At 39.2% G+C, this 17,127-nt stretch carries 16 protein-coding genes and 1 pseudogene; 11 read left to right on the top strand and 6 right to left on the bottom strand.

Annotated features, from left to right (window positions below; genetic code table 11):
- Positions 1–104 precede the first annotated feature (104 nt).
- Both GA0116959_RS14390 and GA0116959_RS04395 read left to right on the top strand, forming a co-directional pair.
- A pseudogene (locus GA0116959_RS14390) lies at positions 105–392 on the top strand (TfpX/TfpZ family type IV pilin accessory protein); the annotation flags it as partial.
- A gap of 70 nt (positions 393–462) precedes the next feature.
- Positions 463–2,109 carry a PglL family O-oligosaccharyltransferase gene (locus GA0116959_RS04395; RefSeq protein WP_092718734.1) on the top strand — a complete coding sequence of 549 codons (1,647 nt, stop codon included), beginning with the start codon at positions 463–465 and terminating at the stop codon, positions 2,107–2,109.
- 66 nt (positions 2,110–2,175) lie between these two features.
- On the opposite strand, the gene bfr is transcribed toward GA0116959_RS04395, so the two are convergent.
- The 6 genes from bfr to gmk form a co-directional block, all read right to left on the bottom strand.
- Positions 2,176–2,640: a heteropolymeric bacterioferritin subunit Bfr gene (bfr, locus tag GA0116959_RS04390; RefSeq protein WP_092718731.1), complete on the bottom strand. Its 465-nt coding sequence runs from the start codon at positions 2,638–2,640 to the stop codon at positions 2,176–2,178.
- 321 nt (positions 2,641–2,961) lie between these two features.
- Positions 2,962–3,156 (bottom strand): bacterioferritin-associated ferredoxin, encoded by a 195-nt coding sequence (locus GA0116959_RS04385; protein ID WP_092718728.1) that lies wholly within the window; start codon positions 3,154–3,156, stop codon positions 2,962–2,964.
- Positions 3,157–3,510: 354 nt separating this feature from the next.
- On the bottom strand, positions 3,511–3,897 hold the full coding sequence (locus GA0116959_RS04380; protein WP_092718725.1) for a RidA family protein: 387 nt from the start codon (positions 3,895–3,897) through the stop codon (positions 3,511–3,513).
- 60 nt (positions 3,898–3,957) lie between these two features.
- On the bottom strand, positions 3,958–6,063 hold the full coding sequence (locus tag GA0116959_RS04375; protein WP_092718721.1) for a RelA/SpoT family protein: 2,106 nt from the start codon (positions 6,061–6,063) through the stop codon (positions 3,958–3,960).
- 232 nt (positions 6,064–6,295) lie between these two features.
- Positions 6,296–6,577, bottom strand: a complete 282-nt coding sequence (rpoZ, locus tag GA0116959_RS04370; RefSeq protein ID WP_053579438.1) for a DNA-directed RNA polymerase subunit omega — start codon at positions 6,575–6,577, stop codon at positions 6,296–6,298.
- A 76-nt stretch (positions 6,578–6,653) separates the two neighbouring features.
- Positions 6,654–7,277, bottom strand: coding sequence for a guanylate kinase (gene gmk / locus GA0116959_RS04365; protein ID WP_092718719.1), 624 nt, complete (start codon positions 7,275–7,277; stop codon positions 6,654–6,656).
- A gap of 134 nt (positions 7,278–7,411) precedes the next feature.
- Between gmk and ispH the strand changes: the two genes are divergently transcribed.
- The 9 genes from ispH (at position 7,412) to rpsP (ending at position 17,117) form a co-directional block, all read left to right on the top strand.
- Entirely contained in the window at positions 7,412–8,362 is a 951-nt protein-coding gene (ispH, locus tag GA0116959_RS04360) for a 4-hydroxy-3-methylbut-2-enyl diphosphate reductase (RefSeq protein ID WP_092718716.1), read from the top strand.
- A 144-nt stretch (positions 8,363–8,506) separates the two neighbouring features.
- On the top strand, positions 8,507–9,043 hold the full coding sequence (locus GA0116959_RS04355; protein WP_244878558.1) for a pilus assembly FimT family protein: 537 nt from the start codon (positions 8,507–8,509) through the stop codon (positions 9,041–9,043).
- Entirely contained in the window at positions 9,043–9,585 is a 543-nt protein-coding gene (gene pilV / locus GA0116959_RS04350) for a type IV pilus modification protein PilV (protein ID WP_092718858.1), read from the top strand. The genes GA0116959_RS04355 and pilV overlap by 1 nt, the downstream gene beginning before the upstream one ends.
- A 123-nt stretch (positions 9,586–9,708) precedes the next feature.
- The gene (locus GA0116959_RS04345) at positions 9,709–10,641 is read left to right on the top strand and encodes a PilW family protein (RefSeq protein WP_244878561.1); all 933 of its coding nucleotides are present in this window, start codon (positions 9,709–9,711) and stop codon (positions 10,639–10,641) included.
- Positions 10,641–11,477 carry a pilus assembly PilX family protein gene (locus GA0116959_RS04340; protein WP_092718712.1) on the top strand — a complete coding sequence of 279 codons (837 nt, stop codon included), beginning with the start codon at positions 10,641–10,643 and terminating at the stop codon, positions 11,475–11,477. Before GA0116959_RS04345 ends, GA0116959_RS04340 begins: the two co-directional genes overlap by 1 nt.
- 15 nt (positions 11,478–11,492) lie before the next feature.
- Positions 11,493–15,635, top strand: coding sequence for a PilC/PilY family type IV pilus protein (locus GA0116959_RS04335; protein ID WP_092718709.1), 4,143 nt, complete (start codon positions 11,493–11,495; stop codon positions 15,633–15,635).
- On the top strand, positions 15,623–16,198 hold the full coding sequence (locus GA0116959_RS04330; RefSeq protein ID WP_092718706.1) for a type IV pilin protein: 576 nt from the start codon (positions 15,623–15,625) through the stop codon (positions 16,196–16,198). Before GA0116959_RS04335 ends, GA0116959_RS04330 begins: the two co-directional genes overlap by 13 nt.
- A complete protein-coding gene (locus tag GA0116959_RS04325) occupies positions 16,198–16,716 on the top strand; it encodes a type IV pilin protein (RefSeq protein ID WP_092718704.1) in 519 nt (172 codons plus the stop codon). Before GA0116959_RS04330 ends, GA0116959_RS04325 begins: the two co-directional genes overlap by 1 nt.
- Positions 16,717–16,859: 143 nt before the next feature.
- Complete coding sequence (gene rpsP / locus GA0116959_RS04320) at positions 16,860–17,117, top strand: 30S ribosomal protein S16 (RefSeq protein WP_004718284.1); 258 nt, start codon at positions 16,860–16,862, stop codon at positions 17,115–17,117.
- The last annotated feature ends 10 nt before the right edge of the window (positions 17,118–17,127 follow it).

Genomic DNA, 17,127 nt, shown 5'->3' with positions numbered 1-17,127 from the left:
GGAAAAATAATTTATTTCAAAAATAATAAAATTTAACCTGAATTAGAATTAAATTATAGTAAAACTAATAAATTACTATCACAGTTAATTCCGTAAATAATATTAAACAACGTAATAATGATATGTTTGCAGAAGTGTTGGGTGGTATATCACTTGCACAAAGAACATAACGTTATGTTGACTTTGCTCAAACCAAAGAACACATACAAAAACGTGCACAATCACTCGAATTATTACCGCAATACAATGATAAAGCTGTAGTAGAAAAAACCTTAGTAAAATATCCAAAAGCCACTGCATTTTTACCTATCAAAGCAAGTGCTGTAGATATGACGGTACTTATAAATGATAAAGGTGAAGTGGTTAAAATCGTTGATTTAAGACCGTGGCAGTACACTAAAAATACTGCGCTAAAACGTAATTTTCACTATCATAGCGCCAGTCTATTTTGTCGCTTTAAATATGAAATTTTTTCTATTGCTTCTCGCCAGTGTTTTTATCGCATTGGCTTGGCTTTTGCCCATTCATTACCGTCCTTGGGTCACCTATACAGGCGAATTGTTTGCTTTTTTATCGCTCTTTGCCTTGGGTGCATTGTATTTAAAAGACAAAATAAAGCTGCCGATGATGAGCTTGCCTTTATTGTTTTTGGCAGGTGTGCCACTCGTACAGTATTTTTCTGGGTCGTTATTTTTCTTTGATAAAGCTTTGCTGAGTAGCTTATTCGTTTTAGGCTTCTGGTTCAGCATGGTGATTGGTTACAATCTTTCGATAGAACCCATAGAGCGTAAACAGATCTTTACTGGTCTCAGCGGAGTGTTGCTGCTTACAGGCACTGCTACTGCAATGATTGCCATCTGTCAGTGGTTAACCCTAGACGCCTATATTCCGGGTATGGTGAATATGCAACATGCAGTTCGTCCCTATGCCAATTTTGCCCAACCGAATAATATGGCGACTTTTTTAGTCATGTCACTCATGGCTTGTCTTTACTTATATGAAACTCAAAAACTTAAAACATGGGTGCTGAGCCTTTGTGCCGTGATGATTATTTTTGCGATTGCTTTAAGTCAGTCACGTACTTCATGGGTAGCTTGCCTGTGTATTCTGCTTTATGGCGCATATCAGCAATATAAAGGGTTTATTCGCTTAAAGTGGTTTTATAGCTTGACTTGGTTGGGGTTATTTATTGCTTTTATTTTATTACTGCCTTTGGCTACACAGTTGGTTGCACAACTTACCGATGCAAATATTGCTCAAACCAAAGATGTGATTGCACGTGCGACAGGGGATATGTCACGTTTAGCCATTTGGGAGCAAATGCTACATGCGATTGCTGACCGACCTTGGTTTGGCTATGGCTGGAATCAAACCAGTGTTGCTTATGCTTTGGTGAGTGAGCATTTTCAAGGGCCGGTTTGGATTCGCAGCGCCCATAATTTTATTATCGATTTTGTGCTTTGGAATGGCTTAATCATAGCGCTTCCATTTCTTGCGTATTTTGGCTATTGGGGCTATCAACTGCATAAACAGATCAATTCAGTTGAATCTGTCATTGGTATTTTAATGATCGGTGCGGTACTGGTACACGCCATGTTGGAATTTCCACAATATTATGCCTATTTCTTACTACCTGTTGGTTTTATATTGGGCTTGGTTCAATCACAAAATACAAACACCAAGGCGCTGACTTTATCACCGAATTTTATGCGTGTTGGTTATGTAGGCGCTGTTCTACTCTGTATTTTGATTGTGCGGGATTATGCAGTCATGGTACCTAAATTGAATCAGTCGATGCGTTATGAAAATACACCCGAAAAAATAACCAACCAAGATCAAGTTTATCTGTTGGAAGAGTTTAACCGACGAATTACATGGATTCGTATGAATCCTTACAGCAAGGCTAATCATCAGCAATTGCAGGAGATTCAAGAAATGGTGTTAAATTATCCGACACAATACGATTTGGTTAAATACGCCAAAATACTGGCTTTTAATGGATATGAAGCTGAAGCACGACATCAACTGGAGTTACTTAAAAAAATACGTAAAGTTGATTATGATTATGCCTCTTTAGCACAATCAAATACTGAAAATGAAAAAGATTAAAAAGAACAGGATAATAGCAAAAAAGCCAGTCTCTTCGACTGGCTTTTCACTCTTTATTAAACGATATTAAATTTGGCTTTGAATATAATTTTCCAGACCCACTTTTTCAACCAGATCGAGTTGAGTTGTCGTCCAGTCCCAATATTCTTCCTCTTTTTCCAAAATTTCTTGCACAAGATCACGGGTAACATAATCCAATTCTTGTTCTGCAATACTGACTGCCTGTTGTAAGGTTTCAATATTTTCTTTGACTTTACGCACATCACAATGAATTACTTCAATGGTATGTTGCCCAATATACAACTTACCTAAATGTTGAAGATTCGGTAAACCTTCTAAAAATAGAATACGTTCAATAATTTTATCAGCATGCTTCATTTGATGAATAGATTCTTTATATTCTGCTGAACCCAATTGCTCAATTCCCCAATCATTAAACATACGCGAATGGAGGAAATACTGATTAATGGCGGTTAAATGGTGATAAAGCACCTGATTTAACTGATTAATTACATCACGGTTGCCTTTCATACCCAATACTCCATTTCATCTTTTCTTTTCAGCCTGTATGAATATTCAGGCGCTCAAAAACATCATTCTTTCAATGATATTAAACAACTCCCCGCAGAATGGCGAGTAATTTATGGAACGGCAAATGAAAATCGCAATCAAGAACAATTAAAGGTTGAGTGGATATGGGTAAAAATAAAAAACCCGCTTAGAGTCATAAGCGGGGGAGGAGTGATCTTTCGATCATCAAAACTTGAACAAAAAATATATAAAAACTAATGAGTATCTAAATAAAATTAAAATAATGAAAAATACAGTCGAAAGAGTGGCGAAAATTAAACGTTATGCAGCAATTGAGATACGGGCAGCAATCTCTGAGAGTTCATCACTGATGATTGCGCGTGCTTCAGGTACACAGCGACCACAACAAGTCCCTAAGTCAAGTAAATCGCGAACTTCGCGATAGCTTTCAGCGCCATTTTCTACAGTATCTTTAATATCTTGATCTGTAATACCACGACATAAACAAACGTACATTTCGTCTCGCCACAAGAGTGAAATAGGATAAGTAATATTATTGATAATTATTATCGTTTGTCAATGAAATTCATTTAAAAAAGGATGAATCATGATTGGGTTTTTGAATAAAAAAACAGCAATTTATTGGGTATATATAATCTTATTTTATAAGTAATTAATTTTTATAAATTTATTTAAAATCAAAAATAAAAGTATTGAGGAGGGCAAATGATCATTTTTATTGAAGAGGATGTGTATTAATACTGATGACAATGTAGCAGAATTTTTATTCTATAAAAAAGCTGACTTTGACTCAACAAAATCAGCTTAAATAAGTTGTCTTCATACTCATTGAAAAGTGAATGCAATTACTTATTGAGAGTTGATAATGACAATACCATCCATTTCAACCAAAGCATCTTTAGGTAAACTTGCAACGCCTAAAGCTGCACGTGCAGGATAAGGTTGTGCAAAGTATTCACCCATAATTTGATTGACCAGTTGGAAATGAGAGAGGTCAGTCAGAAAAATATTTAACTTGGCGATATCTGCCAAAGAACCGCCTGCTGCTTCGCAAACTGCTTTTAAATTATCAAATACACGGCGAATTTGAGCTTCAATTCCTTCAACCAATTCCATACTGTACGGATCTAAACCGATTTGACCTGAAAGATACAGCGTATTCTCGACTAAAATCGCTTGAGAATACGTACCAATTGCTGCAGGTGCATTTTCCGTATGAATGACTTGGCGGGACATTGATTTCTCCTTAAATGGGCATGAGGCATGATAGCGCAAATAAAAGTGATGATGCTAAATTTAACTGGCTTTAGACGTCTCAGAAATATTGATGGGTTGACCCAGGCGCGCAATACGCGGAAAACCAAAATGCATACGTAAATCACGAATAATTTGAGCAATTTGTTTGCGGTTATGAACCACAATATTTACGTAGGTTTTTCCGTCATGATTGTGCACCATTTCTACCCCAGTTTTTTCTTTACGGCATTGGTAAATCAGGTCAGAAATTTGCTCGTCGTTCATTGACAGGTCAATACTTAAATATGCATTGAAGCTAATATCTTCAATATCTTCAGAACTCCATTGCAACGGCATAATATTTTCTGGATGCAAATGCTGCTCATGCAAAAGATTATGACAACGTGCACGATGTACAATCAAACCACGACGTGATAAATGACCCTGTATTGGATCACCCAATACAGGGTTGCAACAATGTGCATATTTAACATCCACCCCTTCAGTGCCTTGAATTAAACGGGTAGAGAATTGAATTTCGATATTTTGGTCATGTGCAAATAAATGATTCGCGACCAACTGTGGCAGTAAATCACCGACAGCAATTTGTTCAAATAATTGTTCTTTGGTTTCGACATGTCGCCATTGCAGGATATCAATCCAATCTGCTTCAGTTAAATCTTTACTGGAGCGATTAAACAGTTTAAGGGCGCGATTTAAGGCTTGTTGTCCCACTAATTGCTGTTCTTCAATATCTTGTTCACGCAAAATATTTTGCAAGGCTCGGCGTGCCTTTTGAGTATTCACAAAACTCAGCCAGTCTGGATTAGGTGTCGCTAAGACATCAGTAATAATTTCAATTACTTGACCACTAATCAATGGGGTGGACAGTGGTTTGGTTTCTCCATTTATCTTTGCACCCACCGCATGATTACCTAAAAAGAGACTGGCAGAATAGGCAAAATCGACTGCTGTAGCTCCTTGAGGTAGCTCGTGTAAATGACCATGAGGCGTATAGACCCAGATTTTTTCTTGATGTAAATAATCGAGCAAATCACTAAATGTTGTTTTTGCACATGCCCCATCAATTAATACATTTAAATTTTGCATTGAGGCCTGAATGGCAGAGCGACAGGCTTGTGGCGCATTTTCACCCAAAACCACTCCGAAGCGCGCAGCTTTACGCATTAACTCGGTTTGTAGCGTTAAAGATAAAGTCGTTTTTTCGCCTTTTAAGCGCATCATTAAAGATTGATTACCACCCGGTAGGGGGCGGCGAATATGATCTTCATAATGTAAAATTTGAAAATTTTCACGTAGAATTTCAGCCAGTCGATCACAGTCAGCAATGCTGTGCAAGATAATTTCAAAGGCATGACTATGAGTAAGTTCTTGTAAATTAATGTCATTTTTAACAAAATGACGCAGTAATTCAATATTGTTGTTTTTCTTTTTAATTCGACCGGATATTTGATGTTGTTGTAATAGGTCGGTTAGATTTTTTTCCCACAAACTTTGGTAATCACAGCGTTTCGGTTTGGTTTGCAACAAGGCTTCTTGGATATTGTTATACATATCGAGATCAAGATTTTGATAACACAGATGCTCTAGATTGTCGGCCATTTCGTTCATGCCGACAATTCGTGCCATCGGTACAAATATATCAAACGTTTCTTGCGCAATACGTCTGCGTTTATCTGGGCGTAACGACCCCAAAGTCGTCATATTATGATAGCGATCTGCGAGTTTAATGATGATGACACGTGGGTCTTGCAGGGTTGCTTGTAAAATTTTTCTGAATGAAGCAGCCTTGTTATATTCTTTATCACTTGAATGGCTGAGTTTCGTCACACCATCTACCAGTTCTGCAACAGTATGTCCGAAATTTTTGCTTATATCGTCTTTATTGAATTCGGTGTCTTCAATCACATCGTGTAAAAGTGCTGCCATCAATGTTTCGGCATCCAAACGCATATGGGAAAGTATACTGCTTACTGCAATAGGGTGCAGAATATAAGGTTCACCACTCTTACGTGTTACGCCATCATGCGCAATATCTGCATAATCGCAAGCCAGAAGTACACGCTCGACTTCGCTTACACTGAGATAAGCATCGATAATAATTTTGAGCTGCTGTCTGGCTTGGCTGACCTGTGGGCCTGGCATATAACACCTTTTACTACTGAATTAACGACAATTTAAACCGTTTAGCCTTCCATAAAAAATAGGACACAAGGTGTGTATTTTTTATGCATGAGGCAAAAGAGGGTATAGAGATCGAAGGTTATCCTCTTCTATGCGATCTTTCATCTTATGTTATAACGGTTATTGAGCAAATATAAAAGTTATCCAATAAAAAAGCCTAGTTAAAAACTAGGCTTTTTGAAGATTTTTTTTCTTATTGGAAAGAAAAGCCATCTAAATTTAAGTTATTTGCAGAAAGAGCAAGATCAAGACTAGATGTTTGATAGTCTTGATCGCGTTGTTTCAAGATGTCTTTAGACACATGACCCATTGCAATTTCACGTAAAGCGACTACGGTTGGTTTATCGTTATCCCACTCTACAGTCGGTTCGATACCTTGACGTGCCAATTGACGCGCGCGCTTGCTTGCCACTAGTACAAGCTCAAAGCGGTTGTCTACATGGTCTAAACAATCTTCAACGGTTACGCGTGCCATAAGAATTCTCGTTTGAATAGTAAATCTGAACAGACTGAGCAGTATAAAAGGCTTTGTCCGAAGACTCAAGTTTTAATCACTCTTCATCAAGTGTTATTAATTTTTGAATGAGTTCACCATGACGTGCAGCCTGCTGCGATAACACTAAGCGATTGGCAATAATGACACATTCTAAATCATGTAAGGCTTTGTTAAAGTCATCATTAATAATCAGATATTCAAAATTAAGATAATGCTGCATATCTTCAACTGCACAACCTAAACGGTGTTCAATCACTTCAACTGAATCTGTCCCCCGATTGGACAAGCGTTGACGTAAATCATATTGGCTCGGTGGCAAAATAAAAATTTGTTTTGATTCAGGAAAAAGTTTGCGTACTTGCTCAGCACCTTGCCAGTCTATTTCAAGTAATACATCATGACCTTTGGCCAGTTGTTGTTTAACGGTGGCTTGCGCTGTGCCGTAATAGTTACCGAAGACTTCGGCATATTCAATAAATCCGTCTTGTTTAACGAGCGTGAGAAAATCTTCTTTTTGTGAAAAGTGATAATGCACACCATCGAGTTCACCAGGACGTTGACCACGAGTTGTATGAGAAACAGAAACATGTAAATTATTCACACGCTCAAGTAGGGCTTTAACGAGAGATGTTTTGCCTGTTCCCGATGCAGCAGAAACGACAAACAAGAGACCCGACATGATATTTTTCCTGATATGATAAAATATCTTCTCTATTTTAGAGTAGAGCATCATCAAACTAAAGAGCTGATCGTAGTTTGTTTGCATTTATTTCAAAATATTCAATTTAAATTCAAGTGAGCATTGAGGGTCCTATGGAAATTGTATTGGCCAATCCACGTGGTTTTTGTGCAGGTGTCGACCGAGCAATTGCGATCGTTAATCGAGCACTTGAGTGTTTTCATCCACCTATTTATGTCCGCCATGAGGTGGTTCATAACAAATTTGTCGTAGATGATTTACGTCAGCGTGGCGCAATTTTTGTTGATGAGCTAGATGAAGTACCAGACGATAATATTGTTATTTTTAGCGCGCATGGGGTGTCTAAAGCGGTACAAATTGAGGCGGAGCGTCGTGGATTAAAAGTATTTGATGCGACCTGTCCTTTAGTGACGAAAGTTCATATTGAAGTGACCAAATATGCACGTGAAGGAATCGAGGCGATTCTCATTGGACATGAAGGCCATCCAGAAGTTGAAGGCACGATGGGGCAATATGACCTGAAAAAGGGTGGCTCTATTTACTTGGTTGAAGATGAAGAGGATGTTGCACAGCTTGAAGTGATAAATCCTGAAAAAGTCGCATTTGTGACTCAAACTACATTATCCATTGATGATACTGCCAAAGTCATTGATGCCTTGCGAGCCAAATTTCCACACATTCAGGGGCCGCGTAAAGATGACATTTGCTATGCGACCCAAAACCGCCAAGATGCAGTTCGAGATTTGGCGATTCAATGTGATGTCGTGTTAGTGGTCGGTTCTCCGAACTCGTCTAACTCAAATCGTTTGCGTGAGCTTGCTGAGCGTATGGGTAAACAGGCGTATTTGGTTGATAACGCAGAGCAGCTTGATCAAAACTGGTTTAATGAAAACACGAAAATTGGGGTAACTGCAGGCGCATCTGCACCTGAAATTTTGATTAAACAGGTGATTCAGCGTTTACAAGATTGGGGCGCTCATGCACCAGAAGAACTAGAAGGATGTGAAGAAAATATTACTTTTAGTTTGCCAAAAGAGTTAAGAATACAAATTACAGAAGTTTAAATTCAAGTCGCATACTTTAAACAGACAACTGCTTTTCAGTTGTCTGTTTTTTTATGCCATTTATCTATGTTGTATTGGTTTTGTAAAAAAATAAGTTATGATTTTAAATAGGGTAATTTTTTATTATCCCGTCTGGGAGGGTGTATGCAGCAAATAAAAATAAATCATGGTTTTACCTTAATAGAGTTAATGGTGACCATTGCTGTGATGGCGATTATTGCGACGATAGCTGCACCTTCTTTCGGGGATATGATAGCGCGACAAAAATTAAACACATCAACGCGAGACTTAATGATGGCGATCAATCAGGCAAAATCACAAGCTGCATTAATGAAAACAACAGTAGCTCTATGTTTAAGTAGAACAAATTCTGATGATGATTTTACTAAAGAGGAATGTGCAGCAGCAGTTATCCCTGAGTATACGGCAACTAATCCAGGGCCTCCTGTAGTACCTGTTTTGACAGAATTAAAAAAAGAAGAAGTAGTAAAAACGCGTGTGATTTCAGTAAAAATAAATTCTGATGTGGTAATTAGTTCAACAAGTGCTTCAACACTCTTATTTACTGATGTTGGTAGTGCAAACTCTTCTGAAACATTTAGCTTTTGTAAGTCAGGTTTGCAGAAAAGTGTTTCTGTAACTCGATTAGGAATTATGAGTCAAACATCGGGGACATGTTAATGAAAACTCGTCAACATCAGAAAGGTGTGGGACTTATTGAAGTATTGGTTGCACTTTTGCTATTAGCAGTTGGTGTATTGGGGTACAGCATTTTACAGATTCGTGCGGTAGATGCATCAAGTGAAGCCTTAGCACGTTCGCAAGGCATGTTGATTTTACGTTCTTTGGCTGAGAATATGCGTGCCAACCCTGCTGCGCAAACCAGTTATCCAGCTGCAGTACGTGGCTTTACAAATATTACTTCATTGCCAACCATGCCAACGCCTTCTTGTTCAAATCCATCATCTGCATGCACGCCAGTGCAAATGGCAAATTTTGATGCCTATATGGCAGCAAGATCTGCTTTTGTAATCGGAATGAATATCACAATGGCAAGTTGCCCGGGCGTTGGTTCTGCCCCAATCCAAAGACAATGTTTGTTTGCAGCATGGGGAAATACTGCTTTAAGTGCAACAAACACGACTGCTGATGTAACGAATTGCATGAGTACTGCGGGCGTATACATTAATGGTTCAAATTGTTTGATGATGGAGGCTTATTAAATGAAAAATAAATATAGCTATCCTCATTTTTTAAATGATTATTCTAATTCCAGCTTTAAGTCTTTTATTCAAAAGAAACAGCGATTTTCTAATGCTTCTGCTGGCTTTACGCTTGTAGAACTCATGGTGGCTTTGACTTTAGGTCTACTGATTAGTGCTGCAGCTATACAGCTTTTCCTTGGCGGTTTGATGACCTCTCGAATGCAAGAGGCAAATGCGGAATTGCAAAATAGTGGTGTATTTGGATTGGATTATGTTGCTAGAGACTTAAGATTAGCAAATTATATTAATACTGATTCTCCTAATTTAAATGAACAAACGCCTTGGGGTGGTATTGTTCTGACCGCTCGAACAGCAACTGTAACTGATGCAAATCTCCCAATTCCAGCTGCGGCTCCTTTTATCTCATCGGGATTGTTGAGTCATAGTGTAGGTGCGGGGGAAGCATTGAGTTCGACTTTAAATGAATGGCGAGGCTTGTCAAATGTAAGTGTTGCTAGTGATCAACTTACGATTCAATTTGTCGCGCCAAATGCAATGGTAAATTGTGAAGGCCAAAATGTGCAATCGGGTGATTATGTTATTCAGCGTTATTTTATAAGACGTGCAAATGCAACAGCGACAACTGGCACAGATTATGGCTTGGCATGCGATGCAAATGAACCAACAGCAGCAACAGCTGCGCCTGTTGCAGAGCCAACGACTATTTCAGGATTTGGTGGGGCGGGTGAACTGATAATGCCGCGAGTCGATCATTTTACTGTTCAACTGGGAACAAAAAATGCAGCAGGTAATATGGCATATTACACAATTAATCAATATCGTACGGTTGCTACAACAGCTCGTGCGGCTTCAACACAACCACCTCGTATCGTTTCAGTTAAATTGGCAGTGTTAGTGCGCTCAACTGATAATACGCGAAATAATGATATTGATTTAACACAAAGCATTAATATCTTAAATCAAAATGTCACCTTAACGGATACCACGTCCCGATTTGCACGTCGTGCTTATAGCACAGCAGTGACCTTTAGAAACGGTTTGGGGGAAAAGTAATGAAAATAAAAAAAACATTCCAACGCCAACAACGAGGTGCAACTTTGATTGTTGTTTTGATTATGTTGCTTGTGATTACTTTAGTGGGTGTTTTAGCGATACGCGTGGCGATGACGTCATTAAACATTGCAACCAACAGTCAAATTAGTCAATTGCTTTTACAAACTGGCGATACCCCAACCAATCTATTATTAAATCGGACTAGCTATAAAAATTTAACGTCGGTCATGAGTGTAGTGGGTAAAGCGATTGATGATCAAAAAGATCCATTAAAACATGGCCGTGAATATATCTTTTGCTACCGCCCTACATCTGCATTGCAAGTCAATAGTATTTTGGATATGACCGTACTTATTCCACCCATTGCTACTGCTACAAATGATACAAAGGCAACCGTGGACACAACCGAATCAAATCGTAGTGGTTTTTGTGATTTAGAAAGCGATTTTGGTAGTTCACGTGAGGCAGTTGTAACCCAAGTCGCGGTGAAATATATTTCAGAAACAGATCCTGATGCTGCGCCAGGAGCAGATTTAGATCGTGGAACAGATGCAAGTAAAGACTCTATTATCCAGCAAGGTAAAGTTGATGGACGTGTACGTATTACTGCAACAGCAATATTGCCAAACTATTCGAGTGCTAATTTAGCGACTGTTCAGGCAGCGTGTATTGGTGATGGTAGTACAGCTGGTTTTATCAATGATGATAGGGATACAGGGTTGCGCACAAAAAAAACCATGGCAGATTGCTTGGCCGAATATGGCATACCTGTAAATACACAAATTCAAGAGATTGATTTGAAAACACGTTTTGTTCAGGTCACTGCACCGATATAAATGGGGAGAATTGCAATGAAAAATCAAAGACAGCAATTTGGTCTACAAAAATATACTCACCATTTAAAATATGGTGCATCATTTTTTTGGGCATTTACAGCAACCATATTAGTTGCTTCATCTGTCGCACAAGCCAGTGATATGCAGATTTATGCCGTACCAACTGCAGGCAAAAAAACTATTATAATGATGTTGGATACGTCGGGTTCGATGGCATTTACTGACACTGGACAAACAGGTACACGTCTAGCACGTTTAAAGACAGGGATGAACAACTTCTTAGATAGTTCGAATACTAGTTTACCTAATGTACGTGTAGGATTGGGACATTACTCGGTAGGAGGGAGTGGTAGGTCGGGTAGGGTTCTCGTAGCGGCCGAGCCTTTAGGAGCAGTCGGGTCTGCACAACGTACTGCTTTAAAAAATGCAGTAGCTGGTTTGTCTGCAACGGGAGGAACTCCTACATCACATGCTTATGCAGAAGCAGCAGCATATTTGATGGGAACATCAACTCGAAGTGAAGCAGAAATTCAAAAAGATTTATATAAAAAAGTTACAACGCAAGTCTTTGAAAGGTATGAATGTCAAAATAATACTCGTCCTTATTTAAATCCAAGTAATAATACTTGTTATCAATATAATAATTTATTTTCTGGCACCTATGAAGCAGCTGGTTATGTATGTCCACCTTCTGGTTATCCTACATATAAAAATATAGGAACGAGTAATTCAACGAATAGACAAAGATGTTATATAGATGGTCGTGTTGATAATAATGGTAGTTCAAATTACTATCGTTCAGCAGATAGAGGATGTTTAAATACTAATTATCCTTACTTCAGTTCCTCCAATAATAGATGTTATCAATCCAATAATGGCTTTGGAGGTAATACTGCTACACCAACAACAATTACTCGGCCAGTAGATACCTATTATCAATGTGTCAGTTGGCGATCTACCGATTTTTCTAACGGTGTTCAATATTGTGGTACTGGAAATACAAGCCAACGTACCAGTACTAATGCTGCTTACTGGACAAATTTAGGAACGACAGAGCCTGCGGGTTTTTCTGGAGACGGTACAGAAATCGTTTCAGGTGTTGAATATTCATATACTCTAGAGATGCAGTTAGGTCCAAATGCTGATAGTGGTTTTGATAATTCTGACGACACTGTAAAAAATGGCTTGAATTATATCTCTCCCTTACCTGCAGCAGCTGACCGTGTAAGTTGTGATGGGCAGGGGGTGTATATTTTGTCAGATGGTGCTGCCAATGGTACAACCACTGCAAGATCTACATCTATTATGTCAGCAGCCTTGGGCACTAGTGGAGGGGGGTTTAATTGCTCTGGTGGTTTAGCGGATGCAAATGATCCTGATGGTAATCCAGGGGGATGGCACTGTATGGGAGAGTTTGCTAAAAAATTATTTGATAAAACAAGAAATCCAACAGGTGTTTCGATCCAGACTGCTTTTGTAGGGTTTGGTAATGATATGAATAGCTTAAATGCGGCATATGTGAAGAGAGCTTGTGCTTTGAGTTCTCGCACACAAAGTGATCGAACAGGTGATGACTCTTGTTCTCCTAATCAAGGAGCAAACGCTATAGCAAACCCTGGTTATGGAAATGGTGGTTTTTTCACAACACAAAGTCCGCAAGGTGTTACCGATAGTGTGATTGCCTTTATTAATAATCTAGGCCAAGCACCTCTAGCCCCCTTAACCACTGGTGGTATTTCTGTACCTGCAGATGCATTAAGTCCATCTGGTTTACAACCTTATGGCTATCTACGTGCGTTAGAACCCGATCCACAAAGTGGTAAATTGGCATGGGCGGGGAACTTGAAACGTTATAAAGTATTGACTACGGGAGCCAATGCAGGTGCTTTTGCAGGAGCAAATGGCAGTACCTTGGTTTATAATGCAGATGGTTCGTTTAAAGCTACAACGAAAGATTTATGGAATAGTAATAGTGTTTATAACAATAAAAGTTATAACGATGGTGGCATTATTGGTCTAGGGGGAGCCTACTCTCGTGTACCTATGCCAATCAGTGGGCAAACCGAAAATTTAGCAGTTACCCCTCTACAATATGAATATGCTGCAAATTCAAATCGTCTACGTAAACTCTTTACTGATGTGGCTGCAACAGGTGGTTCAGCTTTAACGGGTGCAAGTAATGGTGCAAGTTTATTACGTATACCTGAATGGCCTGCGACTACACCTTCAAATGTTGCTACCTATGTGCTCGGTAAGTTTAGTACGCAAACTACATTGCAAGATATGCCGTTATTGGTGAAGCAAAAGCTGTTGAATTATTTAGGTTATAGCGTACCGTTAGATACAGCAGCAACAGCGTTACCAACAACCTTATCTATTTCTGCAACACCACATTTAGCTATGGGAGGAAGTATCCATTCCTTTCCAGTTCAGATGACCTACTCAGGTACTTTAGATACTTCGGGGAATTTAACATCAACTCGTAGTCAATCTATTCTCTACGGTACCATGGAAGGCGGATTACATATTGTTGATAGTAGTACAGGTGTGGAACAAATGGTATTTGTACCTGCCGAGTTGCTTCGCAATAACACAGCTTCAAAAGCTTTAGTTAAAGGCGAGACTGATCCAACTGCGCCACAAGGAGGATTAGATGGTGCTTGGGTTGCTGACTCCTTATATGCTGCGCAAAAAGCACCTGCATCTGGTGGAGATAATTTAGTCAAAGCAAGCCGAATGAATATTTATGGTGGTTTGCGAATGGGTGGGGAAAGTTACTACGGTTTAAATGTTCTAGATCCAACTGCACCTAAGTTTTTATTTAGGGTAGGGCGAGATCAAACTAACTTTAATCGTATGGGACAGTCTTGGTCGAAGCCTGTAATTGCGAACATTCGTTATAACAATGCAATTAGACGTGTCATGATTGTAGGTGGTGGTTATGATGTGTGTTATGAAAATCCTACATTTACATTAGCAGGTTCTGGTGATAATTCATCATGTACAACAAAAACTAAAGCTCAGGGTAATGCAGTTTATATCATTGATGCAACGACAGGTGCGCGTCTGTGGTGGGCAAGTGATACTGGATCAGATACAAATAACGCTAATATGAAGCATAGCATTGTAAGTCGTATTAGTGCGATTGACCGTAATAGTGATGGTTTAGTTGATCATCTATATTTTGGTGATCTAGGTGGTCAGGTTTTTCGTGCAGATTTGAATAACACAGTAGGCACGACAACCGCGAATTTCGGTAAACGCGTTGTTCGTTTGGCAAATTTGGCAACTGGTACTACTGGTACCGCGTTGACTGTAGGTAAGAATCCACGTTTTTATGAGGCGCCAACAGTAACGATTCATGATGAAGGTGCAACTACTTTTATGTTGGTTGGGATTGCGTCAGGAAACAGAAGCACTCCACTAGACGTTTTCCCTTTGGTTGGTCGTGATGGGATGTCTCCAGCAACTGCATTAAATGATCGTTTGGTTAATAATGTATACGGTGTTATTGATCGTGATTTTATTAAAAGAGATTTGATTACTGGGACTCCAACTCTTTCTACTCAAGATATAGATTTAAGAACCTTGCAAAAAGATCCTCAAAAATTATCAGGTAATATTTCAAGTGTATTTGTTGGAACCTCTGCAACTAAAAATGGTTGGTATCGTTCGCTTTCGAGTAGTAGTGCCGGGATTGAGCGAGCAGATAATAGTTTCCGTATAACTGGTGGTATGAAAGCCTTTGAAGAGCCGATTGCATTAACTGGCAATCTAATCGTTCCTGTTTATGATCCACAAGGTACAGGGATTGCACCTCAGAATCCATGTTTGCCTCGTGTGGTAGGTGAAACCAACCGACAACGCTATTGTTTACCATTTGGAGCGTGTCTAAATACAGATGGGACATTGAACAGTGGTAATGAATTAGATACTGGTTTTAAAACGAAAACTACAGGTTGTCCTGCTGGTGTAAGTGAATGTAATGATAATGTCCTTGGTGCCGGTATAGTAGGGGTTACACCTGCTCCAATAACAGAAACGACAGATGGTTCATGTCCTGATTTTACCATTGTGGGTAATGAGAAAGGCATTGGAAAGTGGCAATGTATTCCGACCATTAATCCAACGCGGTGGTATGAACGATGGAAAAAATAAGTCAGCAATATTCTAGTAAAGTAACTTCTCCAATCGCTTGTAATAGCGATTGGAGAAGGGGTGCTGTACGAGGATTTACTTTAATTGAATTAATGATTGTGGTGGTCATTATTGCGATTCTTACGGCAATTGCATTACCAAGTTACCAATCTTATGCGCGACGTGCAGCTATGTCTTTAGCACAACAAGAAATGCAAAAAATTGCAGAACAATTAGAGCGGCATAAAGCAAAAAACTTTACCTATAGAGGTTTCGATCCCAACTATATATATAGTCAAACTGGAGCCATGACTTCAGTGACATTACCACGAGGTGCGACAGGCTCATCTATTAAATATACAATAACGATTCGAGATGCAGAAGACACGACCAAATTATTGACAGATGCGACAGTGCCTTCCGTGATTAGAGCACGTGGTTGGGCAATGAAAGCTGTTCCTGCGGATTCAGCAAACTATAGTTTATTAATGACCAATGCAGGATTACGTTGTAAAAATAAGTCAGCAACTCTAGTTACATATGTAGATTGTGCAACTCAAGCTAATGGAAGTGAGGGCTGGTGATGAATAAATACATCTCGACTTTAAATTTTCAATCTGCAAGGCAATTTAATACTATTCGTCCCAATCCAAATTCAGGATTCACTTTAATTGAACTCATGATTGTAGTAGCGATAATTGGCATATTGGCAGCAATCGCATACCCAGCCTATGGACAATATAAAATTAGAGTCAATCGTACAGAAACTCAAACAGAAATGATGACAATCGCGCATCGTTTAACGACTTTCAAAATGGCAAATCAAACTTTTGCTGGACGAACTGCTGCGAATATCTATGGAGCAACAACGATACCAAGGACTCAGCCGTTATATGATATTTCTTTGACTGATGCAGGTGCGGTTGCATTAACCGATACAACTGCAAACGTAAGAACATGGCTACTTATAGCAACACCCAAGGCTGGCACTGTTCAAGCAGGCAATGGTGTCATTTGCTTAAATGATCAAGGTCAAAAATTTTGGGCTAAAGAAGCAACAGTTTGTGCCTTATCTACCACCTCTAACTGGGATGGTCGCTAAATAAATTCAAACTGTCGATAACCTAAAATTTGATCTTTCATTCAAAGTAAATTTAACGTAAAATACCGCCCTCTATGAAAGGGGTTTGAAATGTTCCGGTGGTCGGTTCATGGATAATCCGTAAAAACTATAAGGTTGTTATCATGGTCGTAATTCGTCTAGCACGCGGTGGTGCTAAAAAACGTCCGTTCTATCAAGTTATCGTAACTGATAGCCGCAATGCGCGTGACGGTCGTTTCATCGAACGTATTGGTTTCTTTAACCCGACAGCTCAAGGTAAAGCAGAAAAACTTCGTTTAGATGCTGACCGTTTTGCTCATTGGGTTGCTCAAGGCGCTCAACCGTCTGAACGTGTTGCTTCTTTAGCTGCTCAAGCTAAAAAAGCTGCAGCTACTGCATAATTTTTTTGCA

It is taken from the genome of Acinetobacter albensis, assembly GCF_900095025.1.
In the GTDB taxonomy this organism is placed as follows: domain Bacteria; phylum Pseudomonadota; class Gammaproteobacteria; order Pseudomonadales; family Moraxellaceae; genus Acinetobacter; species Acinetobacter albensis.
Note: the sequence above shows the minus strand (reverse complement) of the source record. Positions and strands in the feature narration are given on the sequence as shown.